Below are 25,363 nucleotides of genomic sequence, written 5' to 3'. Positions count from 1 at the left end.
ACCTAGCTGCGCGTCGCCGTCGTCGAGGACGGGACCAGCACGGGCTTCGCGAGCGACGGAATCAGCCGTGCCCGCTCGCGCTTGGCGGGGATCGCGCGGTAGACCTGCTTGGTCGCCTCCACGATATGGACGCCGGCAAAGGGCAGCGACAATGCCGCACCGGCGCGCTCCCACATCTGCGCCGATTTCAGCACCCAGCCGCCGGCATAGGGCGGCATGAACAGCGCCTCGCCCCAGGCGGTCGGCGTGAACCAAGTCTGCCGCAGCAGGTCGGTGATCTGCGAGCGCGAATAGGGCCGACCGTGACCGAACGGCGTGCTGTCGGTGCGGGTCCACACCCCGCGCCGGTTCGGGATCACAGCGATCACGCGCCCGGACGGCGACAGCACGCGCCACACCTCGCGCAGCAGCGCGGCCGGATCGTCCGACATCTCCAGCGCGTGGACCAGCAGGATGCGGTCGACCGCGGCGTCGGGGAGCGGCAGCGAGAATTCGTCGACCAGCGAGGCCAGCGCCGGCCGTCCCGTGGGCCATTTCAGGACGCCCTGGGCCGCCGGCATGAAGGCGAGGCAGCGCTCGGCGTCTTCGCGGAACAACCCCAGATAGGGCGTGGGATAGCCGAGGCCGAGCACGCGCTGGCCTTCCGCCCTCGGCCAGCGTTCCCTGATGCCGCGATTGATCATTTGCCGCGCCACGATCCCGAGGCGGCGGGAATAGAACTCGCGGAGGTCGACGACGTCGATGGTCATGACGGCAATGTAACATGCACGAGACCGCCGCCGCGCGCTGAATATTGCATTGCCTGCGCAACGTTAACGCCATATTTGTCTGGCGGGGCTGAGCCCGATGGAGATGACATGGCCGCCGAAATTCGTACTTTCACCTGTTTAAACGACAATTTCGGCTATCTGATCCACGATGTGGAAACCAAGGCGACGGCGTCGATCGACGCGCCTGAGGCCGGCCCCATCCTGGCGGCGCTGGAGCGCGAGGGCTGGCAGCTCACCGACATCCTGATCACCCATCATCACGGCGATCATGTCGGCGGAGTCGCCGAACTCAAGCAGAAATACAACTGCCGCGTCGTCGCGCCGCACGACAAGACCACCAAAATTGCGGACGTCGATCTGCGTGTCGCCAATGCCGACGTAGTCAAGATCGGCAATTTGCTGGCGCGCGTGCTGGAGACGCCGGGTCACACGCTCGACCACATCTCCTACGTGTTCGACACCGAGAAGACGGTGTTCGCCGCCGACACGCTGTTCTCGATCGGCTGCGGCCGCGTGTTCGAGGGCACCTATCCGATGATGTGGGATTCGCTTCTGAAGCTGCGTGCCCTGCCCGACGACTTCAAGCTCTATTGCGGCCACGAATACACGGCCTCCAACGTCAAGTTCGCGCTCACCGTCGATCCCGACAATGCGGCGCTCCAGGCGCGCGCAGCGGAGGTGACGAGGCTCCGGGCCGAGAACAAGCCGACCATTCCCACGCTGCTTGGCGACGAGAAGCGGGCCAACGTGTTCCTGCGCGCCGATGAGCCGCAGGTCGCGGCGAGGCTGCACATGAAGGGCGCGGATGCCGCCGCGGTGTTCGGCGAGCTGCGCGAGCGCAAGAACAAGTCCTGAAGAACAAATCCTGAAGACCAACGCCTGCAGAAGAAAGCCCTGACCGGAATCGATGCCGACTGCAGCCGAGATCATCGCGCGCCTCGAACTCCGTCCGCATCCCGAGGGCGGCCATTATCGCGAGACATTTCGCGACCAGACCACTGATGCCAACGGGCGTTCGCGCTCGACCCTGATCTACTTCCTGCTCGCACGCGGCGAGCGTTCGCACTGGCATCGCGTCGATGCGGTCGAGACGTGGCACTATTACGCCGGCAGTCCCTTGATGCTGCGCATCGCCCATGACGGCTGCTCGCAGCACCAGGTGCGGCTCGGCAATGACCTTGCGAATGGAGACCGGCCGCAGGCGATCGTGCCGGCACAGGCCTGGCAATCGGCGGAGACGACGGGCGAGTGGACGCTGGTCGGCTGCACCGTGGCCCCGGCGTTCGAGTTCGCAGGCTTCGAGCTCGCGCCGCAGGGCTGGGAGCCGTAGGGCCAACTGACATTTCGGGGCATCGCATGCAGCATCGAGCCCGGAATGATCATCGCTTCCGCAGCACCATATCCTTCGCCGCAATCAGGCCGCCGCCGGCAATCAGGATCGCAGCAATCGCGATGTTGGCGCTGGCCTTGGCAAATCCGGCGGCGATGAGGAAGCCGGTCGAGAGCAGCGGCGTCGCGTAGGAGGCGGCGCCGAGCACGCGGATGTCACCGCGCTTCATGCCGATGTCCCAGGCGTAGAACGCGGCACCGACGGGACCGATGCCCAGCGCGATCACCGAGAGCCATTGCAGCGTGGTCTCCGGCCAGACGGTGGTCTCGAGCAGGCCGTGCATCAGCGCGGCAAGCACGGCGGTGGCCAGGCAGAATCCAGCGACCGCATCGGTCGGAACGGCCTTGAGCCGGCGCGACAGCACCGAATAGGCCGCCCAGACGAACGCAGCGATGAAGGCCGCGGCCAATCCCGGCACCTGCCCGGCCGCGAAGCCGGAGGTGTTGCCGGCGAACAGCAGCACGGTGCCGACGAGGCCGAGCATCGCGCCAACGATGTGATGGAGGGCGAGCCGCTCGCCCGGAAGGAAGGACGAGAACAGCACGATCAGCAGCGGCCACAGATAATTCAGCAAGCCGGCTTCGGCCGGCGGCGCGAAGCGCAGCGCGAGAAAATACAGTGCGTGATAGCCGAACAGGCCGCCGACGCCGACAGCCCAGACGACCAGCGGCTGACGCAGGCTCTTCGCCGCCTCGCCGCGGCCGATCCAGGTGAACAGGCCGACCAGGCCGCCGATCGCGAAGGTCATCGCGGCGAGCTGGAACGCCGGGATCCTTCCAGTCGCCACCGTCATTACCGACAGCAGCGACCACATCAGGATCGCGGTCAATCCGATCAGCGTGGCTGTGCGCGGGGTCATGGACGAAGGCTCTGAGGACAACGATGCCCGGCGCAAGGCCGGGCATTGTCGTCTTCACTAACGCCTTGTCGCGCCTGAAGCTACAGGCTTTTGACCTGAAGACCTGGCGCCCTATCAGGCCTGATATTGGCCGCCATTGATGGTCATCGTCGAGCCCGTGATGAAACCGGCCTCGTCAGCCGCCAGGAACACCACCGCGCGGGCAATCTCTTCGGGCTCGCCGAGCCGGCTAACCGGGATCTGCGGGATCACGTTCTTCTCCAGGACATCCTTCGGCACGGCCTGCACCATTTCGGTGTTGATGTAGCCGGGGCAAATCGCATTGACGGTGATGCCGCCCTTGGCATTCTCCAGCGCGAGCGCCTTGGTGAAGCCGATGTCGCCGGCCTTCGCCGCGGAATAATTGACCTGACCGAACTGCCCCTTCTGGCCGTTGATCGACGAGATCGAGATGATGCGGCCGAACTTGCGCGAACGCATGCCCTCGATGACCTGGCGCGTCATGTTGAACAGCGAGCCGAGATTGGTGTTGATGACCGCGTTCCACTGCTCCAGCGTCATCTTGTGGAAGGCGGTGTCGCGGGTGATGCCGGCATTGTTGACGAGCACCTCGATCGGCCCGAGATCGGCCTCGACCTTCTTCACGCCCTCGGCGCAGGCATCGAAACTACTGACGTCCCATTTGTAGACGGCGATGCCGGTATCGGCCTTGAACTTCTCCGCCGCCGTATCGTTGCCGGCATAGCTCGCCGCAACCTTGTATCCCGCCGCCTTCAGTGCCTTGCTGATCGCAGCACCGATGCCCCGCGTACCACCCGTGACCAATGCAACACGTGCCATGTCGTATTCCTTCCCTTGGACTCTTCGGACGTTTCTGAAGCGATTGTTTTTTAACGTTGGATTATGCGGTTGGTTTGACGGACATCAAGAACAAAACGCCCGGCGTTGAGCCGGGCGTTTGTATTTAGTCGAGGCATGCAAGATTGCGAAGAATATTTGATTTGCAACCGCTGCCTTTTTAGTCGCGTGCAACGCACTCACTGACGTGTGCAGCGCACGCGCAAACCGCGCGTAAGCTACGCGTCAGCTATCTTCAGTCGCGCGCGATGCACATTGCGATGCCCATGCCGCCGCCGATGCACAGCGTGGCGAGGCCCTTCTTCGAATCGCGCTTCTGCATCTCGTGCAGCAACGTCACCAGCACGCGTGCGCCGGACGCGCCGACCGGATGACCGATCGCGATCGCGCCGCCGTTGACATTGACCTTGGAGGTGTCCCAGCCGAGATCCTTGTTGACGGCGCAGGCTTGCGCCGCGAAGGCCTCGTTGGCCTCGATCAGGTCGAGATCGCCGACATTCCAGCCGGCCTTCTTCAGCGCGGCGCGCGAGGCCGGGATCGGGCCGGAGCCCATGATCTTCGGATCGACGCCGGCCTGCGCCCAGGACACGATCCGCGCGAGCGGCTTCTTGCCTTCCTTGGCGGCCTGTTTGGCGGTCATCAGCACCACGGCGGCGGCGCCGTCATTGATGCCGGATGCCGAGCCCGCGGTGACCGTGCCGTCCTTCTCGAAGGCCGGCTTGAGCTTGGCCATGCCGTCGAGCGTGGCGCCATGACGCGGATATTCGTCGGCGCTGACGACGATGTCGCCCTTGCGGGTCTTGATGGTGACGGGGACGATCTCGTCGTTGAACTTGCCGGCCTTCTGCGCCGCTTCGGCCTTCTGCTGCGAGGCGACCGCGAACTCGTCCTGCTGGGCGCGGGTGATCTGCCACTGCCGTGCGACGTTCTCGGCGGTGTTGCCCATGTGGTAGCCGTTGAAGGCATCCCACAGGCCGTCCTTGATCATGGTGTCGACGAACTCGACGGCACCCATCTTGACGCCGCCACGCAGATACTGGGCGTGCGGGGCCATGCTCATGGATTCCTGGCCACCGGCGACCACGATTTCGGAATCGCCGTTGAGCAGCGCCTGGTAACCGAGCGCGACCGTGCGCAGGCCCGAGCCGCAAAGCTGGTTGACGCCCCAAGCCGGGCTCTCCACCGGAATACCGGCGGCGATCGAGGCCTGGCGGGCCGGGTTCTGGCCCTGGGCGGCGGTCAGGATCTGCCCCATGATGACTTCCGAGACCCGGCCGGGCTCGATGCCACCGCGCTCCAGCGCGGCCTTGATGGCGACGGCGCCGAGATCGTGGGCGGGAAGGGTCGCGAACGCTCCGTTGAAGCTTCCGACCGGGGTGCGGGCGGCGCTGACGATGACGACATCGTCTGACATGGGCATCTCCTGAGGCTTGAGGTTTCTTGAAAGGGGGCAGGCGGGGCTTTGAGAAAACGGCTCGCCAGTCTCGTCAGCCATCCTGTTAACGTCGTTGAGGCATGTCAATCGGCCGGCGACCGAATTCATGCCGCAGCGCATTCAAAATAGCGTTCTTGGCGCTTTCGCAAGCAAGATTTTGCTGTGCGATTAACCGTGCCGCACAAAACGGTAGCGTGAGCCCTTTGAAAATGCTTATTTTGTTGCGTTGCGTACTCTTCCCGCCCTGCGGCATGGCCCGCCGGGTTCCCGTTCTCCGCGTTCCTTGCAAGTGAGAGCCCATGGCGAAATCAGACCAACCCACAACCATCAAGAAATACGCGAACCGCCGGCTCTATAACACCGGGACGAGTACCTACGTCACGCTGGAAGACCTCGCCGCGATGGTCAAGGATGGCGAAGATTTCCTGGTCTATGACGCCAAGACCGGCGACGACATCACCCGCTCCGTGCTCGCCCAGATCATCTTCGAGCAGGAGAACAAGGCCGGCCAGAACCTGCTCCCGACCACCTTCCTGCGCCAGCTCATCCGCTTCTACGGCGACAGCATGCAGATGGTGGTGCCGAAATATCTGGAGCAGTCGATCGCGACCCTGACCCAGGAGCAAGAGAAGTTCCGCAAGCAGATCGCCAACACCCTGTCCGGCACTCCTTTTGCTCCTCTGGAAGAACAAGTTCGCCGTAACATGGAGCTGTTCCAGCAGACCTTCTCGATGTTCAAGCCGTTTGCTCCCAATGCGGGCCGTCCGGCGACCAGCCCGGAGCCGGAGCCCGACGCGAACGCCGAGGCGCCGAAGGACACCAACATCGACGATTTGCGCCAGCAGATGAAGGACATGCAGGAGCGCCTCGAGCGCATGTCGAAGAAGGACGAGTAGGACCTTTCGCGCCGACCAGCGCGTCCGCCCGCGGCGGGCGCGCGATTGGCAATTTCGCGCGCGCCTACCATTTCTTCCTCACCGGCTTTAGCCTGTCATCCCCGCGCAACGGCGAAGCCGTTGTCGCTGGAGGCCGCCGCTCCGCTCCGGCGCCTCGGGATGAGGGCTTGACACGCACGGAGCGCGCCATGTCCGATCGCACCATGCATTGGGACAACGTCTACGCCACCAAGGGCGAGGCCGAGGTCAGCTGGTTTCAGGATAGCCCGACGATCTCGCAAGACATGATCCGCGTGGCCAATCCGGATCACGACGCGGCGATCATCGATATCGGCGGGGGCGCTTCGCGGCTGGTCGACGCTCTTCTTCAAGACGGATATCGCGATCTCACCGTACTGGACCTCTCCGCCAAAGCGCTCGACGCGGTGAAGACGCGAATCGGTCAGGCCTCTGCCGCGATCGACTGGATCGTCGCCGACGCCACGGCTTGGCGGCCGGCCAGGATTTACGATGTATGGCACGACCGCGCGGCCTTTCACTTCCTGACCGAGCCCCGCGACAGGGCTGCTTATGTCGAGCGGCTGCGATCCGCGATTGCGTCCGGCGGCCAGATCATCATTGCGACCTTTGCGCCCGATGGTCCGGAGAGATGCAGCGGCTTGCCGGTGCAACGCCATGACAGCGCTAGCCTTGCTGCAGAGCTCGGGCCGGATTTCGAGCTGGTCGAGACGCGACGCGAGACGCATCACACGCCGTGGAATTCGACGCAGGCGTTTCAGTTCAGCCGGTTTAAGCGAAGCCTTTAGAATCGGGTGTCATGCCCCGGCTTGACCGGGGCATCCAGTACGCCGCGGCTTATCGAGAAATCACAACTGGCTCTGGAATACTGGATCGCCCGATCAAGTCGGGCGATGACAGCGGAGTCAATGGCAGCTACGCCGCCAGCTTCACCGCGTGCGCGAAATCCCAATAGAGTTTCCGCGCTTTGGCGTAGAACGGGCCCGGCTTCAGCTCGCGCTCGTCGATGCGGATCACCGGCGCGACCTTGGCGAAGTTGCCGGACGAGAAAATCTCGTCGGCGGCGAGGAAGTCGGCATAGCGCAGCGTCTTCTCGACCACGGTGACGCCGTCGCCGCGAAGCAGGGTGATGACGCGCTGGCGCGTGATGCCGTTTAGGAACGTGCCGTTCGGCACCGGCGTATAGACCACGCCGTCCTTGGCCATGAACACGTTGGAATTGCCGAACTCGGCGACGTTGCCGAGCATGTCGAGCATCAGCGCGTTCTGGAAGCCGCGGGACGCAGCTTCCGCGAGCGCGCGCGAATTGTTGGGGTAGAGGCAGGCCGCCTTCGCCTCGACCGGCGCACATTCGGCGGTGGGCCTGCGGAACGGCGACAGGGTGATGGCGTTGCCGACGGGTTTGGGCATCGGCGCCTCGTAGATGCACAGGCACCAATTGGTGGTCTCGGGATCGAACAGCACGCCGCCGCCCGAGCCGTTCTCCGCCCAATACATCGGACGGACGTAGAGCTCGGCATTGGCCGCAAAGCGCGCAATGCCCTCATTCGCAAGCGTGAGCCAGGTGCCGGTGTCGACCACCGGCTTCAGGCCAAAATTGATCGCGGATTGATTGGCGCGGGCGACGTGACGGTCGAGATCGGGCGCAACACCCTCGAACGCGCGTGCACCGTCGAACACGATCGAGCCGAGCCAGGCTGCATGCGTGCGCGGGCCCATGATCGGCACATTGCCGTCGTGCCATTTGCCCTCGAAGAAGGTCCAGCTCGGCGAATATTCGATCGGCTTCCTGATCTCGGCCATATCAGGCCTCCCCTTGGCGTGCTGTCGCATTATAGCGCCACTATTGGACGCAACATCTAAATGATTCCCTGCGCGGAAGTGGTGGGCTACCCTCTCCGGCCACGGGAAGAAGGAGGCAGCATGTCGCTCGATCCGCTCGCAAAGCGCTTGTTGACCATGATGGCTGCGGCTTCGCCGCGGGCGAGGGGCCGGCCGAGCGTGGAGGCGCGGCGGCAATCGCTGGCGAAGCTGATGCAGTTCGCACACACCGATGCGCCGGATGTGACGGCGCGCGACGGCATGCTGCCCGGCCGCGCCAGCGAACTGCCCTATCGGCTCTACACGCCTGCAAATGCCGATCAGCGCGCGCCGGGCTTCGTGTTCTTCCATGGCGGCGGCCTCGTCGCCGGCGGCATTGCCACGCATGATCGCATCGCGGCGGCGCTGGCGCATGCCACCGGCTGCCGCCTCGTCTCGGTCGACTACCGGCTCGCGCCGGAGCACAAATTCCCTGCCGCCGTCGATGACGCGATTGCCGCCACCGAATGGGTTGCGCGCGAGGCCACATCGCTCGGCATCGATGCGGACCGTCTGGTGGTGGGCGGCGATTCCGCCGGTGCAACGCTCGCTGCCATCGTGTGCCAGGAGGCGGCGCAGACCGCCGGCCTCGCCATCGCCGCGCAATGCCTGATCTGCCCGGTGCTGGATTTCGAGGAAACCTCGCCCTCACGCGAGGCCTTTGCCGAGGGCCATCTGATCGACCGCGTCACGATCGAGGCAGATCTTGCCGACTATCTGCCTGACGGCATCGACACCGCCGATCCCCGCGTGTCTCCCTTGCGGGCAACACGGCTCACGGGTCTGCCGACCGCGATCATCCACACGGCCGAGTACGATCCGATGCGCGATGAAGGCAATGCCTATGCCCACAAGCTGCTCGCCGCGGGCGTCGCCGTCGAGCATGTCTGCCACGACGGCATGGTTCACAATTTCCACGCCATGGGCGCGATCCTGCCGCAGGCGCAGCTGGTGCTGTCGCAGATCGGCGAGCAGGTGCGACGAGCGGTTGCGAGGTAAGAGCGCGGATCAGGCGCGCGCATCGATAACGGCCCTGGCTGCCACAACATAGTCAGGCCAATGGGCGTCCGCATAACGTTCGGCCTGCCGGGCGCAGGTGACGTCGGGCGCATGCGCCGCGGCGATCATGCGCGCGAAGCGCTCTTCGGCAACCGTCGTGTCATCGGGCACTGGCGCAGATGCGGCCACGGCAGCGGTCGGAGCGACGGCGAGCCCCGCCATTCCGGCGAGCAGGATGCGGCGTGACGTGGTCATGGCTGTCGTCCTCCATTGTCCGGCCTCCTCCGGCCGCCGAGCGAGTCGGTGCAATCGCGACAAGGTAACCGCGCCTATCGATGCAGTCCATGGTTTGCGGATAGCGCTTGACCGCGGGAACGATCACGTTCCATCTAGCACACGATTTCGCCATACAGTCCCCGCGCGCCGGATTGTCACGTGTCCCATCGCAGCCCATCGTATCGCCCGACCTTGCGCGCTGTCGCGATGGGACTGGCCTGCCTGATGGTTTCGGCCAGCGCCGTCTTCGCCGCCGAAGATGAAGAGGACGGGCCGGCGAAGCCAGCGGTCCCGAACCTTTATCTGGATCTGCGCACGACCTATGCGTCGATCCCGGCAGGCACGCTCGGGCTCGGCTTCGGCACCACGTCATTGTCGGCTGCGCTCGAAGCCCTGGCGGTGCGCAGCGGCGCAACGCTGCCGAACGGCCTGCCGGCCACCAAATCGATGGCTGTCGATCTGCCGCTGACCGTCGACGTCAACGACCGCGTCTCGCTTTATGGCGGCGTGTCGGGCTCGACGACCGACATCGGCGGCGGCTGGTCGACGTTCGACATCACGAGCTGGAACATCGGCGTGCAGGCCGACCTCTATCAGCAGAATGGCGGAACGATCCCGACCATCACGCTGCAATCGACCCTGACGCAGTCGGTGCCGAACGATCAGGGCATGACCAATTCGTTCAACAACATCCTGGAATTCGACTACGCGCTCGACGAGGACGAGACGCGGGGCTGGCTGGCCGGCATGCAATACACTTACACCACCATCGCCAGCCCGTTCGCCAGCATTCGGCCGAACACGATTTTCTATGCCGGCGGCTATTACCAATGGCCGAGCAACTGGAAGTTCACCGGACGCCTCGGCATGCAGTCGTTCGGCGGCGCGCAGCTCGCGGGTCGGACCCTGGCGGAGCCCTTCACGCAACCGTTCCTGCGCCTCGACCTCGATCGCATGGACGACAACGACAACCGCCTGTTCGGCATCACCGCGCAGATCGCTTGGATGCCGAAGCCATCCTATCAGGTGACGTTGCGAACGCCGCTCTATGCGGTCCGCAACTGACTGGGATCATGGTGGATAGCAGGTAAACCGAATCCCCCGTTTTCCGGACATCGGTACAGCGGTCGCAATAGCCCGGCATTGACGATGAAGGACTTTCGCATTCGCCGCGGGCCGTCAGCGGCCCTTCCCGGGCCATGGACTGCTTGTTAGTCCTCTCGCCCGAGCGCCCATCCGGTTACCTCTCGGCAATATGCTTGCGACAGACTGGGCTGGAGTCACGCGGGAGGCTGCGAATGTCCCACTTGGTCCCGGAACGGACGTTGCTTGCTGGGAAGATCTTCTTCAATTTCGGCCAGTCGTCGATCGATTGCGTCGTGCGGCGGCTGACCGAGGAGGCGGCGACGCTCGAAATGGAGAGCGGCCTCGGGGTGCCCGAGCGCTTCCAGCTCAGGCTCGCGGGGCGCGAGATCCTGACCTGCCGCGTGATCTGGCGATCGGACCGTCAGGTCGGCGTCGCCTTCGAGCAATCGGGCAGCGTCGAGCGCATCGCCGGCGAGGAGCGCGGGCGCTCGTCCGATGCGCTGATGCGCAGCCAGATGCTGGCGCTGCGTGCCGCGCTCGATCATGTGCCGACCGGCATCGTGCTGCTGGACTCCAGCCTCAGGGCGCGCCTCATCAACCGGTCGTTTCGCCAGATGTGGCGCCTGCCTGACGAGGTCGCCGACAGCAATCCATCCATCCTCACGCTGCTCCATCACGGTCGTGACACCGGCGCCTATGAGGTGCCCGACCCCGAGCTCGATGCCCTGGTGGCGGAACGCGTCCGTGTGATCGAGGCGGGCGATCCAACGCCGATCGATCTGCGCCGGACCAATGGCGATGTCGTGCGCGTACAGGTCACGCCCCTGCCCGATGGCGGACGCATGCTGACCTATACCCCCGTCACCGACATCGTGCGCGCCTCGGACGAGCTGAAGCTGCTGCGCGATGCGCTGGAGAACGTCCAGGACGGGGTGCTGCTTCTCGACCCCGAACTGCACGCCACCTTCATGAACCGGCGCATGCGGCGCTTCTGGGAGGTCAGTGAAACCGAGGCGGCGGACCGGCCGGCCTATTCGTCGCTGGTGCGACGCCTGCACCGTGCCAGCGCGCCCAATCTTCCGACCAACGAGCTCGCGAGATTTCCAGCGCGGCGCGTCGCAGAGGTCATGGCCGGCGACCATGTGCGCGATTTGCAGACGCCGGACGGAAGGCGCATCAGGGCCCATTGCACCACGATGTCGAACGGCGGCCGCATGCTGACCTATGTCGACATCACCGACCTGACGGAAAAGGCTGCGATGCTGGAGACGCTCGCGACCACCGACCCGCTCACCGGCCTCTACAACCGCCGCCATTTCCTCGAGAACCTCGATGCGGAATGGAGCCGGTTTCAGCGCTATTATCGCTCCGTCTCGGTGCTGATGCTCGACATCGACCACTTCAAGTCGGTCAACGACCGCTACGGCCATGCCGTGGGCGACGCCGCGATCAGGGCTGTTGCGGCGGCGTGCCTCGACGGCAAGCGCAAGTCGGACATCGTCGGCCGCATCGGTGGCGAGGAGTTCGCGGTGCTGCTGCCCGAGACCAGCCTGTCTCGTGCAAGGACCGTGGCGGATCGCATCCGCAAACGCGTGATGAGCGCGCAAATCGTCGCCGGCGAAATTCAGTTCGGCCTCACCGTGAGCGTCGGCATCGCGGAGGCAGCGGTCAGCATGTCCGGCATCGACGCGCTGATGGGCGCGGCCGATCATGCGCTCTACCAGGCCAAGGCCGAAGGCCGCAACCGCTGCATCGCCTTCGCGCCCCCGCCGCCCGCAAGCAAGGCGGCGGAGTGATCGAAGGACGCAGCTTTTAGTCCGGTACCGGCACGTCGAAGGTGTTGAGCGTGACTGAGACCATGCAATAGACGCCGACGAGATAGGACAGCTCGGCCGCGCCGTGCTCGCCGAACTCCTTCACCGCAGCGCGCCAGGTCAATTCCGGCAGCACGCCACCACCGACCAGCGCCGACGCCACGTCATAAGCGACGGCCTCCTGCCTGGTGAGATCCACCGGCCGCTGGCCGGCGACGATGGTCGCGAGCTTCTCGTCGGACAGGCCGCGCTGCTCGGCGACCAGCACATGGGCATAGAGCTCGTAGCCGGAGCGGAAATGAGAGCCGGTGACGAGGATGGCGACCTCGCGCACCGGTGCCGGCAGCAGCGGGTTCGACGCGATCGCCTTGACCAGCTCCCACACCGGCTTGCCGAAGCGCAGCTCGCGGATCCAGGGATTCCAGGGCCCGAGCAGCGCGCCGTCGTCGCGCATGTTCACAAAACCCTTGAAGTGGTCCTTGATGCCCGCTCGCATGTCGTCATAGAGCGGCTTCTGCTCGTCGGTCAGATCCTTGGGATCGAGAATGGGAAGACGCACGGCGGAGATCTCCTCGTTGAGAAGGGGTGAGGCTTGCCCGCAGGTGCGCGCAACGCAAGTGAAGTTGCCGTGACATCGCACGCCGAGCGGGCGTTCCGACAAATTCGACTATGTCGCCTCGGGGCTTCGTGCGCTCTGGGGATTTGCGAAATCGTCGACGGCGAGCGTCAGCGGCTCACCTGTCTCGAAAAACGACGACAAACTGGCCTCGAACGGCGCCGGATCGAGGCCGCGCGCCTTCAGCCATTCGGGCTCGTAATAGGTCTGGCGATAGCGCTCGCCGGAATCGCAGATCAGCGTCACCAGCGACCCTGTCGCGTTCGCCTGCCGCATCTCCGAGGCGAGCCGGCACAGCGCCAGGAAATTGGTGCCGGTGGACCCGCCCACCGGGCGGCGCAGCCGACGCGACAGCACGTTCATCGCCGCGATCGTGGCCGCATCCGGGATCTTCATCATGCGGTCGACCACACCCGGCACGAAGGAGGGCTCGCAACGCGGACGGCCGACGCCCTCGATCAGCGACGGGCGATCGCACACACGGGAGCGGTCCTGCGAACGGAAGCAATCGAAGAAGGCGGAATGCTCGACATCGGCGACGCAGAGCCGCGTCGGATACTGGCGATAGCGCAGATAGCGTCCGATGGTGGCCGAGGTGCCGCCGGTGCCCGCGCCCATCACGATCCAGTCCGGCAGCGGACGCGGCTCGCCCTGCAATTGCGTGAAGATCGATTCGGCAATGTTGTTGTTGCCCCGCCAGTCTGTTGCACGCTCGGCGAAGGTAAACTGGTCCATGTAGTGGCCGTTCAGGCGCGCGGCGAGTGCGGCGGCTTCCGCATAGAGCGCCCGCCCGTCGTCGATCAGATGGCAATTGCCGCCATAATGCTCGATCGCGGCGATCTTCTCCGCCGAGGTCGTGCGCGGCATCACGGCGTAGAAAGGCACGCCGATCATCTGCGCGAAATAGGCTTCGGACACCGCCGTCGATCCCGACGACGCCTCGACGACCGGCGTGCCTTCGCGGATGTGGCCATTGCAGAGCGCGTAGAGGAACAGCGAGCGCGCCAGCCGGTGCTTCAGGCTGCCGGTCGGATGGGTGGATTCATCCTTGAGATAGATGTCGATGCCCGACAGCGCCGGCACGATCAGCCGGATCAGATGCGTGTCGGCGGTGCGGCACTGGTCGGCCTCGATCGCGGCTACGGCCTCATCGACCCAGCCGCGCCGATAGGCCGGCCCGGCCGGATTGTGCTGGCGGAAGGGAAATGTCTGCATCGAGCGAATCTCTCACGACACGCATTGCGCATCAAGGGCGCGCTCAAAATTCCAGCGGCGCGTTGTCGACCACTTCCTTCATCACGAAGAAGGTGCGGGTCTGGCGCACGCCGGGCAGCGCGATCAGCTGCTCGCCGTGGATGCGGTTGAAATCCTCCATGTCGCCAACGCGGATCTTGAGGAAATAGTCGAAGTCGCCGGCGACGAGGTGGCAGTCGAGCACGAATTTCAGCCTGGCGATCGCCTGCTCGAAGATCGCAAAGCTCTCCGGCGTCGAGCGGTCGAGCACGACGCCGACCATCACCAGGGTGCCCTTGGCCACCTTCTTCGGCGCGACAATGGCGCGCACCGTGGCGATGAAGCCGTCCTCGAACAGGCGCTGGGTGCGGCGATGGCAGGTGGCGGGGCTGATCGCGACGGTTTCCGCCAGCTCTGCGTTGCTGAGCCGACCGTTATTCTGCAGTAATCTCAATATCTTAAGGTCGGTGCGGTCGAGTCGCGCTGTCATGAGAGAAGCTTTCATAAATAGGCGGAATCTGGAAGGATTATTAGCCATCGCCGCCGCTTCCGCAAGAATTGGCGCAATATTGGCGCAATATTCGAGAGCACATTCTTCCGGCGCGATGCTAGGGAGCTGCCGACGCCAACGCCAATCGGGATGACCCATGAAGCTGGACAAATTTCCGCGCTATCCTTTGACCTTCGGCCCGACGCCCATCGAGAAGCTGGAGCGGCTGTCCAAACATCTCGGTGGCAATGTCGAGGTCTATGCCAAGCGCGAGGACTGCAATTCCGGCCTTGCCTATGGTGGCAACAAGCTGCGCAAGCTCGAATACATCATCCCCGATGCGATCGCCTCCAACGCCGACACGCTGGTCTCGATCGGCGGCGTGCAGTCGAACCACACCCGCATGATCGCGGCGGTCGCCGCCAAGATCGGCATGAAGTGCCGCCTGGTGCAGGAAGCCTGGGTGCCGCACGAGGACGCGGTCTATGACCGTGTCGGCAACATCATGCTCTCGCGCATCATGGGCGCCGACGTGCGCCTGGTCGACGACGGCTTCGACATCGGCATCCGCAAGAGCTGGGAGCAGGCGATCGAGGAAGTGAAGGCGGCGGGCGGCAAGCCTTACGCGATTCCGGCCGGCGCCTCCGTGCACAAGTTCGGCGGCCTTGGCTATGTCGGCTTCGCCGAAGAGGTGCGCAAGCAGGAGAAGGAGCTCGGCTTCAAGTTCGACTACATCGTCGTCTGCACCGTCACCGGATCCACCCATGCCGGCATGCTGGTCGGCTTCGCCGCCGATGGCCGCGCCCGCAAGGTGATCGGCATCGATGCCTCGTTCACGCCGGCGCAGACGAAAGCGCAGGTGCTCGAGATCGCGCAGAACACCGCAAAACTCGTCGAGCTCGGCCAGGAGCTCGTCGCTGACGACGTCGTGCTGATCGAGGACTACGCCTATCCCGCCTACGGCGTGCCCTCGGAAGAGACCAAGGAAGCGATCCGCCTGACCGCGCGTCTCGAAGGCATGATCACCGACCCCGTTTACGAGGGCAAGTCGATGCAGGGCCTGATCGACCTCGCGCAGAAGGGCTATTTCGAGAAGGGCGCGAAGATTCTGTACGCCCATCTCGGCGGCGCGCCGGCGCTGAACGGGTACGCGTATGCGTTCCGGAACGGGTGAGTGAGGACATAGCTCTCGCCCGCTATCTTCGTAGCCCGGATGGAGCGCAGCGTAATCCGGGACTCGCGAATGCGGAAAGACTGCCCCGGATTGCGCTACGCTCCATCCGGGCTACGTCATCTATTCCTACCTTGTCCTGACGATCTGCAGCAGCTCGTCGCCGTAATGCTCGAGCTTCTTGTCGCCGATGCCGGGCACGTTGCGGAGCTCGTCGAGTGTCGTCGGCCAGGCCCGGACGATGCCGTCGATGGTGGCATCGTGCAGCACCACATAGGCCGGCACGCCGCGCTCGCGCGCGACCTCCGAGCGCCATGAGCGCAGCCGCGCGCGCAGCTCGGGATCGACATCGCCTTCCGGCGCGCCGGTCGCAGGCGCAAGGTCGCCGCGGCGGGATTTGCCGCGGCTTGCGCGAATGCGGGTGCCGGGCGCTTCCTCGCGCAGCCACACTTCGGTCTCACCGCGCAGCACGCCGCGCGCGGTCTCGGTCAGCTTCAGCGCGCCAAAGGCTTCGCTGTCGCTCTGCAAATGGCCCATCGCCACCAGCTGCCGCAGCACGGTGCGCCACTGCTTTTCGTTGAGCTCGCGCCCGATGCCGAACACGGACAATTTGTCATGGCCGAACTGCGTCACCTTCTCGGTCAGGCGCCCCACCAGCACGTCGATCAGGTGCATCGCGCCGAAACGTTGCCCGGTGCGATAGACGCAGGACAACAGCTTCTGCGCCAGCACCTTGCCGTCGCGCATCTTCGGCGGCGTCAGGCAGTTGTCGCAATTGCCGCAGCTCTCGCCCATCACGATCTCGCCGAAATAGGCGAGCAGCCGCCGGCGCCGGCAGTGCGGCGTTTCGGCAAGGCCGACCAGCGCATCAAGCTTGCCGATCGAGACCCGCTTGAATTCGTCGGAGGCGCTGGATTCGTCGATCATGCGGCGCTGCTGCACGATGTCGGAGAGCCCGTAGGCCATCCAGGCCGCCGACGGCTTGCCGTCGCGACCGGCGCGGCCGGTCTCCTGGTAATAGGCCTCGATGCTCTTGGGCAGGTCGAGATGGGCGACGAAGCGTACATCGGGCTTGTCGATGCCCATGCCGAACGCGACGGTCGCGACGATGACGATGCCGTCCTCATTGAGGAAGCGGTCCTGGTTGCGCGAGCGCACGCTGCTGTCGAGCCCGGCGTGATAGGGCAGCGCGGCAATGCCGGCCTCGTCGAGCGCGGCGGCGACCTCCTCGACACGGTTGCGGGACAGGCAATAGACCACGCCGGCGTCGCCGGCATGGCGCTCCCGGATGAACTCCTTCAGCTGCGACACCGCACTGCGCTTGTCGACGATCTCGTAGCGGATGTTGGGCCGGTCGAAGCTGGAGACGAATTGCGGCGAGTCCGTTAGCTGAAGCCGCGCCACGATCTCCTTGCGCGTCAACTCGTCGGCGGTCGCGGTCAGCGCGATGCGCGGCACGTCCGGGAAGCGCTCGGCGATGATGGAGAGGCCGACATATTCGGGGCGGAAGTCATGGCCCCATTGCGAGACGCAATGCGCCTCGTCGATCGCGAACAGCGCCACCTTGGCCTGCGCCAGCAGCGAGAGGCAGCGCGGCGTCACCAGGCGTTCCGGCGCAACATAGAGCAGATCGAGATCGCCCGCGAGCAGGCGCCGCTCGATGTCGGAGGCTTCCTGGAAGCTCAGCGACGAGTTCAACGCAGCGGCGTTGACGCCGGCCTCGATCAGGCCCGCGACCTGGTCGCGCATCAAGGCGATCAACGGCGACACCACGATGCCGCAGCCTTCGCGCAGCAGCGACGGCAGCTGATAGCACAGCGACTTGCCGCCGCCGGTCGGCATCAGCACCAGGCAATTGCCGCCGTCGGTGACGTGCCGGATGATCTCGCCCTGCGCGCCACGAAAACCCGGCAGGCCGAATACCGAATGCAGCACCGACAGCGCGTCACGGCCGTTGGCCGGCGCAGGTCGCGGAGCGGTGGAAGGGGCTGACATGAGAGGGCTGGAACCAAGGCCGTGAGATTCGTCACAAGGCCAGTCGCATGGCGGCGCGGGCGTGGCAAGCCCATCTTCTACCGACCTCTCCCCGCAAGCGGGGAGAGGTGAAAAAAAGCTACGCCCCGATCCTGCGCAGCGCTTCCGCGACCGTCACGATCGGCATGTTGCGCTGTCCGGCCGCCTCCAGCGCGTGGCGCATCAGGTCCGGGGTGCAGCCATAGGGGCTCGGCGCGTCCGCGACGTCATGGCCGTAGAAGATCAGCCATCCACCGCTCGCGACCGCCTCGTCGAAATAGCGATCGACGCCTGCCGTGTCGATCTCGCAATCGACCAAAGGCGACGCACGCAGGAACTGGAGATCGATGACGTCGCTGTTGACGCCGGGAAGGATGCCGCGCGCCGAACGGAAGGCCCTGGCGAGCTGCGGCTTGCGCCAGACAGAGGCAATCCCATAGGGATAGGCGAAGTTCTCCAGATTGATCGAGGAATCGATACTACGAAAATAAGTGCGGTTCCGCTCGATCTCGCGAGCCATCGCGGCCTCGTCGAGCTTGGCCGAGCTCTGGTGCGAGAAGGTGTGGCAGGCAATCTCGTGACCGGCGCGGTGAAGCCGCACGATCGCGTCATCCGACAGGCCGTGCCAATGATCTGACGGCTGGCCGATCAGGCTGCCGGCGAGATAGAACGTACCGCGGCCGCCATGCTCTTCCAGGAGCGCGGCGCCTTCGCCTGCAGCGCTATCCGGGGCATCATCGAAGGTGAAGCTCACGATCGGCGCATGCGCGGGCAGCCGGTGCGGCGCGGCGCGGAAATGCCGGGCCAGCCGATTGCTCACGCGTCCCTGGAGTGCCGACCACACGACTGCGTTTCCCATGATTGACGTATGTCTGTACTGAAACATTCGCGCGCTGGTCGAGGCAAGCCTAACGCTTGGGTAATCCTAACGCGGCACCAATATCGGCTAACGCGCAAGGACCGGCGCTTCGGCTTTCATACAGAGATATTGCAGCCAATTGCGAAAAAGCACCTCGGCGGCGCTGCCGGCGCCGATGTCGGCGCGCAAACTCAGCCCGGGTAACTCGTTGGTGAGCGCCGGATGGCGCTGGTGGGCCGCCTTCTTCTCGAAGCGGACCAATTTCTCTTCCGTCGCTGCGTCAAAATAGCTCCCGGGCAGCCGCGGATAGTTCTCGCGCTCCCGCGCAAGATAGCGACCGATGTCGCGCAGATATTCGCGCTGGAGCGACAGCGCGTCATATTCCGGATGCCCCTGGAAGAACACGAACCGGCTGGCATATTGGCGCACGAAAACGTCGACGCCGGCCTCAGCCGAGCGTGTCAGCACCTGATAACCGGCCTGCACCAGATCGCTCTCCGCGATCTCGTTCAGGCGCGAATGCGACACCTTCAAAGGCGCCGGCGCGGCGCGCGTCAGCGCATCGCTCGTCACGGCGTCGCAATCGAAGATACCGTGACATTTGGCTGGCAGGCGCCGCCGCTCGATGCCGTCGAGGTGCAGCACCGCCGCATGCGCGGCAAGACACGACCAGATCGTCGAGCGCGTGTTGGCCTTGGCCCAGTCAATGAGGTCGGCGAGGTCGCGCCAGTACGGCTCCTGGTCGAGTTCGGGCGCGACCGGCTCGGCGCCCGTCACGATCAGCCCGTCGAATTTCTGGCGCTTGAGATCGGAGAGGTCGGAATATTCGCTCTCGACATGCCACTTCGCTTCCGGCGAGCGCTTCACGCTGGGCAGCGAGAAGCAGTGGAAGCGAATGCGGCGCGGACCGGCCGCAGCCTGAAGCAGCTTCAAGAACTGACGCTCGGTCGCCTTCAGCGCCGGATCCGGCATGTTGTTGACGAGCCCGATCGTGAGCTCGCCGCCGTGATCGCGCGCAAGATCGCGCTCGGCCGGCACCAGCGCCGGGCTCGAGATGACTTGATCCCTGTCGATCAAGATCGTCATTGGCGCCGTCGCCTACTCCGCGGCCTCGAGGCGCGCCGACCGGCAGGCCTTGTCCAGCGCCTGGTCGATGTCCTCGATGATGTCGGTGACATGCTCGATGCCGATCGACAGACGGATCGTCTCCGGCAGCACGCCGGCGACGCGCTGCTGCTCTGCCGACATCTGCCGATGGGTGGTCGAGGCCGGATGGCAGGCCAGCGACTTGGCATCGCCGATATTGACGAGGCGCGTGATCAGCTTCAGCGCATCATAGAAGGACTTGCCCGCCTCCATCCCGCCTTTGATGCCGAAGGTGAACAGCGAGGAGGCGTTGCCATCGAGATATTTCTGCACCAGCGGATAATACGGGCTGTCGGGAAAGCCGGTGTAATTGACCCAGGCGACGCGCGGATCCTTGTGGAGGAATTCGGCGACCTTGCGCGCGTTCTCGACATGGCGCTCCATGCGCAGCGCCACGGTCTCGATGCCCTGCAGCAGCAGGAAGGCGTTGAACGGCGACAGCACCGAGCCCATGGTGCGCTGATAGACGCTGCGCGCCCGCTCGATATAGGCGGTGCGACCGAAGCGCTCGGCGTAGACAAGGCCGTGATAGGAGGCATCGGGCTTGTTGTAGGCCGGGAAACGGTCGGCGTATTTCGCCCACGGGAAGTTCCCAGAATCGACGATCGCGCCGCCGAGCGTGGTGCCGTGACCGCCGAGGAACTTGGTCAACGAGTGCACGGCGATGTCGGCGCCGTAGTCGAACGGCCTCAGCAGGATCGGGGTTGCGACGGTGTTGTCGACGATCAGCGGCACGCCATGCGCATGCGCGACCTTGGCCAGCGCCTCGATGTCGCAGACATTGCCGGCGGGATTGCCGATGGTCTCGGCGAACACCGCGCGGGTATTCTCGTCGATTAGCTTCTCGACCGCCTCCGGCTTGTCGCTCTCGGCGAAGCGGCCGGTGATGCCCTGCCGCGGCAGGATGTGTGAGAGCAGCGTATGCGTGGTGCCGTAAAGCTGCGGCATGGAAACGATGTTGCCGCCGTGATCGGCGACGTTGACGAAGGCGAAATGCAGGGCCGCCTGGCCGGTCGCGACCGCGAGTGCACCGACGCCGCCTTCGAGCTGCGCGATGCGCTTCTCCAGCACCGCGCTGGTGGGGTTGGCGATGCGGCTGTAGCGAAAACCCTCGGTCTCGAGATTGAAGAGCGCCGCGCCGTGATCGGCGCTGTCGAAAGCGTAGGCCGCGGTCTGGTAGATCGGCACTGCGACCGCGTGCGTGGTCGCTTCGGGTTCGTAGCCGGCGTGAATAGCGATCGTCTCGTTGCGCATCGTGCCACCTCCGCGTGGGGCGGGCCGCACTTATTGGCCTGTATGAGGCATGTGCGTTGTCCGCCGCCCCCGTGTTAGAGGCGGGTGGTAAAGCGGACAATAATTCGCCTAGAGATCGAGGAAGTAACCCTAATGCTTGTCGGCGAATTGGCCGGAATCCGGGTTAAAGCCGATTAACGAAGTGCTGCTTTGGTGCGCCTCGCGAGGTCCCTTCCTTCTCCCCTTGTGAAGGTGGCGCGAAGCGCCGGATGAGGGGTCTCTCTCCGCGAAGTAATTTCCATAGAGTTCGCGGAGAGAGACCCCTCACCCGTCTCGCCGCTATGCGGCGAGCCACCCTCTCCCACAAGAGGAGAGGGTGAGACTGTCAATGCGGCGATAACCGGCTTGGACTAGGCCATGCTCTCCCACAGCCGATGCGCGAGCACGCCGGCGCGCTTCTCGATCGCGGCCGCTGCGTCGAGCGCGAGGTCCTCGCGATAGCGCCCGGCAATGAGCTGCACGCCGATCGGCTTGCCGTCGTGGAGGGCCACCGGCACCACGGCGCCGGGCAGGCCCAGCACGTTGATCGCGGAGATGAAGCGGATCTCGCCCCAGAAGATCTCGCGCACGCGCTCGGGGCTGACGGTATCCTCGCGCGGGCCCGGCGTCGGCTTCACCGTGGTCGGCGCCAGCACGACCGGATACTCCTCGAAGAACAATTGCCAGGCGCGAATGTGGCCGTTGCGCGCGGCCGTCGCCTGCATCCAGGCCTTGAGATCGAGCACGTTGGCCTTGGCCTTCATGCCGCCCCAGGCCTTGTGGAAATCCTCGGAGGTGACCTTCAGCATGCCGGCCTCCTGCATCACCACGGTCTCGTTGGTGATGATGTCGCACCAGGTCTGCCAGACGCCGTTGATGTCGGGCACCTCGACCTCGCTGACGCGATAGCCGGAACGTTCGAGATGGTCCGCGGCCTGGCGCAGCGCAGCGCCTACGGAGGGATCGACCTCCATGTCTTCGGGGATCTTGGCCAGCGCCACCTTGATCGGCCCCTTCGGCCTCTCGCCGACCAGCGGCGCCGGCACCCACCAGGGATCGCGCGGATCGCGCCGGCTCATCACCTCAAGCGCAAGGCGAACGTCGCCGACATGGCGGGCGAGCGGCCCCTGCGCCGACATCAGATGCGCCAGCATCGGCCGCTCGGCCGTTGCGCTCGCGTTGAACGCGGGGATGCGTCCCTGCGTCGGCTTGATGGTGGCAACGCCATTGCAATGCGCGGGCCAGCGCAGCGAGCCGCCGATGTCATTGCCATGGGCGATGGTGCCAATGCCGGCGGCGACCGCCGAACCCGCACCGCCCGACGACCCGCCGCAGGTGATGTCGGGATCCCAGGGATTGAGCGTCAGCCCGTGCAGGGGATTGTCGGTAAAACCGCGAAAGGAGAATTCCGGCGTGTTGGTCAGCCCGATGACGATCGCACCGGCCTTCTTCAGGTTGCGCACCACGGGCGCATCCGACGGCGCGACCAGGTCCTCATTGGCGGGCACGCCGTTGAAGTTCGGCCGGCCCTCGTAGTCGACGTTTTCCTTGATGGTGATCGGCACGCCGTGCAGAAGGCCGAGCTCGCCGCCCTTTGCGCGCTGCTTGTCCGCGGCATGCGCGGCCTTCAATGCCTCTTCCGAGAGATCGACGACGACCGCGTTCAGTTTCGGATTGACGGCGCGCATCCGTTCGAGATGCGCCTCGACGGTCTCGACGGCGGAGATTGCGCCGGAGCGGATTGCAGCCGCGGTCTCCACCGCCGACCATTGCCAGGCCGGTCCCTTGGGGCGGCGCGATGAAGCCAGCTTGAGCCCCGCGGCCTTCTTCGCAACGACGGCCTTGCGGCTTGCGCTGGTCTTGCTCAAGGTTTTCGCCGGTTTCTTCGAAGCAGTCTTCTTCTTGGCAGTCTTCTTGGCCGTCTTCTTCGCCACGTCGCATCTCCTGAAATTGCGCCGAGGAAGTTACGGATGGCGAAAGGATGTGTACAGGTGCGTTTTATGCATGGACCAACGGCGCGACGCGGCGAATTGTCCGCGGTCGCGCCGGTTGCGTTATTCCGCGGGGCAGGCCGCGACGGCCGCCGGAGCGCGGTCGAGCCGCAGGCTCCACAGCGCCAGCACGAGACCGACAGCGGTGATGCCGGCTGCGACCAGAGGCAGCGCCGAGAGGCCGAGCCCGCGGTCGATGGCGACGCCACCCGCCCAGGCACCGAGAGCGTTACCGAGATTGAACGCGGCGATGTTGAGGCTCGAGGCGAGCGTGCGGCCGCTGGGACCGGCCGCTTCCAGCACGCGAAGCTGGAGCGGGGCGACAGTCGCAAAGGCCGCGATGCCCAGCAGCAGGATCAGCACGATCGCCGGGATCTTGACCGGCAGCACGGCGGCGAGGCCAAGCAACACGATGGCGAGCGCGGCGAGCGTTCCGATCAACGCGCCGGCGAGGCCACGGTCGGCGAGCTTGCCGCCGGCAACGTTGCCGATCGCGAGCCCGACGCCGAACACCAGCAGGATCGGCGAGACCGCTGCTTCCGAAAACCCGGTGAAGCGCGTCAGGATCGGCTGGATGTAGGTGAAGACGACGAACAGGCCGGCAAAGCCGAACACGGTCATGGCAAGGCCGAGCAACACTTGCGGGCGGCCGAGCACCGATACTTCCTCGGCAAGCGAGACCGGCTTGTCGCCGTTGCCGACATGGCCGGGCACGAGGGCTGCGACCACGGCAAAGGCGATCACGCCGATGACCGTCACGGCCCAGAACGCCGCGCGCCAGCCGAGCATCAGGCCGAACCAGGCACCGAAGGGCACGCCAAGCAGCGTCGCGACGGTGAGACCGATGAACATGGTGGAAATCGCGGAGGCCCGCTTGTCCTCGGCGACGAGGCTCGTCGCCACCACCGACCCGACGCCGAAGAAAGTGCCGTGGGCAAGCGAGGTCAGCACGCGCGCCGCCATGAGCAATTCGTAGTTCGGCGCCAGCGCACAGGCCGCATTGCCGAGCGTGAAGATCGTCATCAGCGCGAGCAGCACGGTTTTGCGCGGCATCCGCCGCGTCGCCAGCGTCAGGACGGGCGCACCGACGAACACGCCGAGCGCATAACCGGAGATGAGCAGGCCCGCGACCGGTACCGACACATGCATGTCGGCCGCGACCTGCAGCAAGAGGCCCATGATGATGAATTCAGTGGTGCCAATGCCGAAGGCACCGGCGGTGAGCGCGAGAACGGCGGGAGGCATGCGTAGCTCCGATGGATGAGACGAGCCACGCAGATAGCCGTGCCCGTGCAAAACCGATAGGATGTCCGCAATCCAATCATTTGTGACGTGAATTCAACATGGCTCGCTTCGACACCAACCGTTCCGCCGAGATGGAGGTCTTCGTCCGCGTCGTCGATCTCGGCGGGTTCACCCAGGCCGCGCGAAAGCTGCGCCTGACGCCGTCGGGCGTGAGCAAGCTGATGTCGCGGCTGGAGGCCCGGCTCGGCTCGCGGCTCGTCAACCGCACCACGCGCAAGCTGACCCTGACCGAGGAAGGCCAGGCGTTCTACCAGCGCGCCGTGCGGATCCTCGCAGAGATGGAGGAAGCCGAACGCGAGGCGGCCTCAGGCGCGGCGCCGCGCGGCCGCCTCACCGTGAACAGCAACATCCCGTTCGGCATGCTGCATCTGATGCCGCTGATCCCGCGCTTCCTGAAGCAGCATCCCGACGTCACGCTCGATCTCGTGTTGACGGACACGACGATCGACCTGATGCAGGAGCGCGCCGACGTCGCGATCCGCGTCGGCCCGTTGCGTGCGTCGCGACTCGTCGCACGAAAACTCGGCACCAGCCGCATGGTCGTGGTCGGCACGCCCGACTATCTCGCCCGTTGCGGCACGCCGAAGGCGCCGGCGGATCTTGCCGCGCATCGCGGCATCGGCTGGACCTTTCCGCGCATCCGCGGCGGCTGGCCGTTCAAGCGCGGCGACCGCACCGAGGAAGCCGTGCCGCCGCCGGTCGCGCGCGCGAGCGACGGCGAAGCCGCCCGCCGCCTTTGCCTCGGCGGCGTCGGCCTCGCGCGCCTCGCCCTCTTCCATATTGGCCCCGACATCGAATCCGGCCGCCTCGTGCCGGTGCTGCAAGGCTACAATCCCGGCGACCGCGAAGACATCCACGCCGTCTATGTCGGCCACACCGCCCCCCTACCCGCGCGCGTCCGTGCGTTCATCGATTTCCTTGCCGAGCACGTGCGGGTGAGCGATCCCGCGCTGAAGCGGGCGGCGGATGGGAGGTGGAAGGTGGTGGGGTGAGGCGTGATGGCAGA

The 25,363-nt window shown here is 65.3% G+C and carries 24 protein-coding genes; 9 read left to right on the top strand and 15 right to left on the bottom strand.

From position 1 onward, the window contains the following. Positions 1-2 precede the first annotated feature (2 nt). Positions 3-749 carry a methyltransferase domain-containing protein gene (locus tag GGD66_RS14325; RefSeq protein WP_018320530.1) on the bottom strand — a complete coding sequence of 249 codons (747 nt, stop codon included), beginning with the start codon at positions 747-749 and terminating at the stop codon, positions 3-5. A gap of 108 nt (positions 750-857) precedes the next feature. Here GGD66_RS14325 and gloB point away from each other — a divergent pair, with 108 nt between their 5' ends. Beyond that, a complete protein-coding gene (gene gloB, locus GGD66_RS14320; RefSeq protein WP_018320529.1) occupies positions 858-1,625 on the top strand; it encodes a hydroxyacylglutathione hydrolase in 768 nt (255 codons plus the stop codon). Positions 1,626-1,677: 52 nt separating this feature from the next. Beyond that, positions 1,678-2,100 (top strand): cupin domain-containing protein, encoded by a 423-nt coding sequence (locus GGD66_RS14315; RefSeq protein WP_183258172.1) that lies wholly within the window; start codon positions 1,678-1,680, stop codon positions 2,098-2,100. A 49-nt stretch (positions 2,101-2,149) separates the two neighbouring features. Here GGD66_RS14315 and GGD66_RS14310 read toward each other — a convergent pair whose 3' ends face one another. The 3 genes from GGD66_RS14310 to GGD66_RS14300 all read right to left on the bottom strand — a co-directional run bounded on the left by GGD66_RS14310 (position 2,150) and on the right by GGD66_RS14300 (position 5,291). Continuing rightward, complete coding sequence (locus GGD66_RS14310; protein WP_183258171.1) at positions 2,150-3,019, bottom strand: DMT family transporter; 870 nt, start codon at positions 3,017-3,019, stop codon at positions 2,150-2,152. 114 nt (positions 3,020-3,133) lie between these two features. Continuing rightward, a complete protein-coding gene (gene phbB, locus GGD66_RS14305) occupies positions 3,134-3,859 on the bottom strand; it encodes an acetoacetyl-CoA reductase (RefSeq protein ID WP_018320526.1) in 726 nt (241 codons plus the stop codon). A gap of 253 nt (positions 3,860-4,112) precedes the next feature. Next, positions 4,113-5,291, bottom strand: a complete 1,179-nt coding sequence (locus GGD66_RS14300; protein ID WP_026202376.1) for an acetyl-CoA C-acetyltransferase — start codon at positions 5,289-5,291, stop codon at positions 4,113-4,115. A gap of 320 nt (positions 5,292-5,611) precedes the next feature. Between GGD66_RS14300 and phaR the strand changes: the two genes are divergently transcribed. Together phaR and GGD66_RS14290 are read left to right on the top strand one after the other, a co-directional pair. Then, positions 5,612-6,208 carry a polyhydroxyalkanoate synthesis repressor PhaR gene (phaR, locus tag GGD66_RS14295; protein WP_018320524.1) on the top strand — a complete coding sequence of 199 codons (597 nt, stop codon included), beginning with the start codon at positions 5,612-5,614 and terminating at the stop codon, positions 6,206-6,208. A gap of 188 nt (positions 6,209-6,396) precedes the next feature. Then, positions 6,397-7,014, top strand: a complete 618-nt coding sequence (locus tag GGD66_RS14290; protein ID WP_183258170.1) for a trans-aconitate 2-methyltransferase — start codon at positions 6,397-6,399, stop codon at positions 7,012-7,014. Positions 7,015-7,141: 127 nt separating this feature from the next. On the opposite strand, the gene GGD66_RS14285 is transcribed toward GGD66_RS14290, so the two are convergent. After that, the gene (locus GGD66_RS14285; RefSeq protein WP_183258169.1) at positions 7,142-8,029 is read right to left on the bottom strand and encodes a branched-chain amino acid aminotransferase; all 888 of its coding nucleotides are present in this window, start codon (positions 8,027-8,029) and stop codon (positions 7,142-7,144) included. Between the two features lie 120 nt (positions 8,030-8,149). Between GGD66_RS14285 and GGD66_RS14280 the strand changes: the two genes are divergently transcribed. Next, positions 8,150-9,085: an alpha/beta hydrolase gene (locus tag GGD66_RS14280; protein ID WP_183258168.1), complete on the top strand. Its 936-nt coding sequence runs from the start codon at positions 8,150-8,152 to the stop codon at positions 9,083-9,085. Between the two features lie 9 nt (positions 9,086-9,094). Here the strand turns inward: GGD66_RS14280 and GGD66_RS14275 are convergent, their stop codons facing one another. Next, positions 9,095-9,340: a hypothetical protein gene (locus GGD66_RS14275; RefSeq protein ID WP_092261343.1), complete on the bottom strand. Its 246-nt coding sequence runs from the start codon at positions 9,338-9,340 to the stop codon at positions 9,095-9,097. 213 nt (positions 9,341-9,553) lie between these two features. On the opposite strand from GGD66_RS14275, the gene GGD66_RS14270 reads away from it, so the two are divergent. Continuing rightward, on the top strand, positions 9,554-10,426 hold the full coding sequence (locus GGD66_RS14270; RefSeq protein ID WP_183258365.1) for a hypothetical protein: 873 nt from the start codon (positions 9,554-9,556) through the stop codon (positions 10,424-10,426). Positions 10,427-10,659: 233 nt separating this feature from the next. After that, positions 10,660-12,243 (top strand): sensor domain-containing diguanylate cyclase, encoded by a 1,584-nt coding sequence (locus tag GGD66_RS14265; RefSeq protein ID WP_183258167.1) that lies wholly within the window; start codon positions 10,660-10,662, stop codon positions 12,241-12,243. Between the two features lie 16 nt (positions 12,244-12,259). Here GGD66_RS14265 and GGD66_RS14260 read toward each other — a convergent pair whose 3' ends face one another. The 3 genes from GGD66_RS14260 to GGD66_RS14250 all read right to left on the bottom strand — a co-directional run bounded on the left by GGD66_RS14260 (position 12,260) and on the right by GGD66_RS14250 (position 14,600). Further along, positions 12,260-12,820, bottom strand: a complete 561-nt coding sequence (locus GGD66_RS14260) for a carboxymuconolactone decarboxylase family protein (RefSeq protein ID WP_183258166.1) — start codon at positions 12,818-12,820, stop codon at positions 12,260-12,262. Between the two features lie 108 nt (positions 12,821-12,928). After that, the gene (locus tag GGD66_RS14255; RefSeq protein WP_183258165.1) at positions 12,929-14,092 is read right to left on the bottom strand and encodes a PLP-dependent cysteine synthase family protein; all 1,164 of its coding nucleotides are present in this window, start codon (positions 14,090-14,092) and stop codon (positions 12,929-12,931) included. 43 nt (positions 14,093-14,135) lie between these two features. Then, positions 14,136-14,600: an Lrp/AsnC family transcriptional regulator gene (locus tag GGD66_RS14250; RefSeq protein ID WP_183258164.1), complete on the bottom strand. Its 465-nt coding sequence runs from the start codon at positions 14,598-14,600 to the stop codon at positions 14,136-14,138. Positions 14,601-14,757: 157 nt separating this feature from the next. Between GGD66_RS14250 and GGD66_RS14245 the strand changes: the two genes are divergently transcribed. Next, on the top strand, positions 14,758-15,774 hold the full coding sequence (locus GGD66_RS14245) for a 1-aminocyclopropane-1-carboxylate deaminase (protein ID WP_183258163.1): 1,017 nt from the start codon (positions 14,758-14,760) through the stop codon (positions 15,772-15,774). Positions 15,775-15,900: 126 nt separating this feature from the next. Here the strand turns inward: GGD66_RS14245 and recQ are convergent, their stop codons facing one another. From recQ to GGD66_RS14215, 6 genes are all read right to left on the bottom strand, one after another. After that, on the bottom strand, positions 15,901-17,766 hold the full coding sequence (recQ, locus tag GGD66_RS14240) for a DNA helicase RecQ (protein ID WP_092261349.1): 1,866 nt from the start codon (positions 17,764-17,766) through the stop codon (positions 15,901-15,903). A gap of 118 nt (positions 17,767-17,884) precedes the next feature. Further along, positions 17,885-18,628 carry a polysaccharide deacetylase family protein gene (locus tag GGD66_RS14235; RefSeq protein ID WP_183258364.1) on the bottom strand — a complete coding sequence of 248 codons (744 nt, stop codon included), beginning with the start codon at positions 18,626-18,628 and terminating at the stop codon, positions 17,885-17,887. Positions 18,629-18,730: 102 nt separating this feature from the next. After that, positions 18,731-19,729, bottom strand: coding sequence for a homoserine O-succinyltransferase (locus GGD66_RS14230; RefSeq protein WP_183258162.1), 999 nt, complete (start codon positions 19,727-19,729; stop codon positions 18,731-18,733). Between the two features lie 12 nt (positions 19,730-19,741). After that, positions 19,742-21,043: an O-acetylhomoserine aminocarboxypropyltransferase/cysteine synthase family protein gene (locus GGD66_RS14225; RefSeq protein ID WP_183258161.1), complete on the bottom strand. Its 1,302-nt coding sequence runs from the start codon at positions 21,041-21,043 to the stop codon at positions 19,742-19,744. A 389-nt stretch (positions 21,044-21,432) separates the two neighbouring features. Further along, complete coding sequence (locus tag GGD66_RS14220; protein WP_183258160.1) at positions 21,433-22,995, bottom strand: amidase family protein; 1,563 nt, start codon at positions 22,993-22,995, stop codon at positions 21,433-21,435. A 120-nt stretch (positions 22,996-23,115) separates the two neighbouring features. Further along, positions 23,116-24,297, bottom strand: coding sequence for an MFS transporter (locus tag GGD66_RS14215; RefSeq protein WP_183258159.1), 1,182 nt, complete (start codon positions 24,295-24,297; stop codon positions 23,116-23,118). A gap of 98 nt (positions 24,298-24,395) precedes the next feature. Here GGD66_RS14215 and GGD66_RS14210 point away from each other — a divergent pair, with 98 nt between their 5' ends. Then, positions 24,396-25,349, top strand: a complete 954-nt coding sequence (locus GGD66_RS14210) for a LysR family transcriptional regulator (RefSeq protein ID WP_183258158.1) — start codon at positions 24,396-24,398, stop codon at positions 25,347-25,349. Positions 25,350-25,363: the final 14 nt, after the last annotated feature.

It is taken from the genome of Bradyrhizobium sp. CIR48, assembly GCF_014198315.1.
Taxonomy (GTDB): domain Bacteria; phylum Pseudomonadota; class Alphaproteobacteria; order Rhizobiales; family Xanthobacteraceae; genus Bradyrhizobium.
The sequence above is the reverse complement of the archived record's forward strand: the minus strand, read 5'-3'. Positions and strand labels throughout refer to the sequence as shown.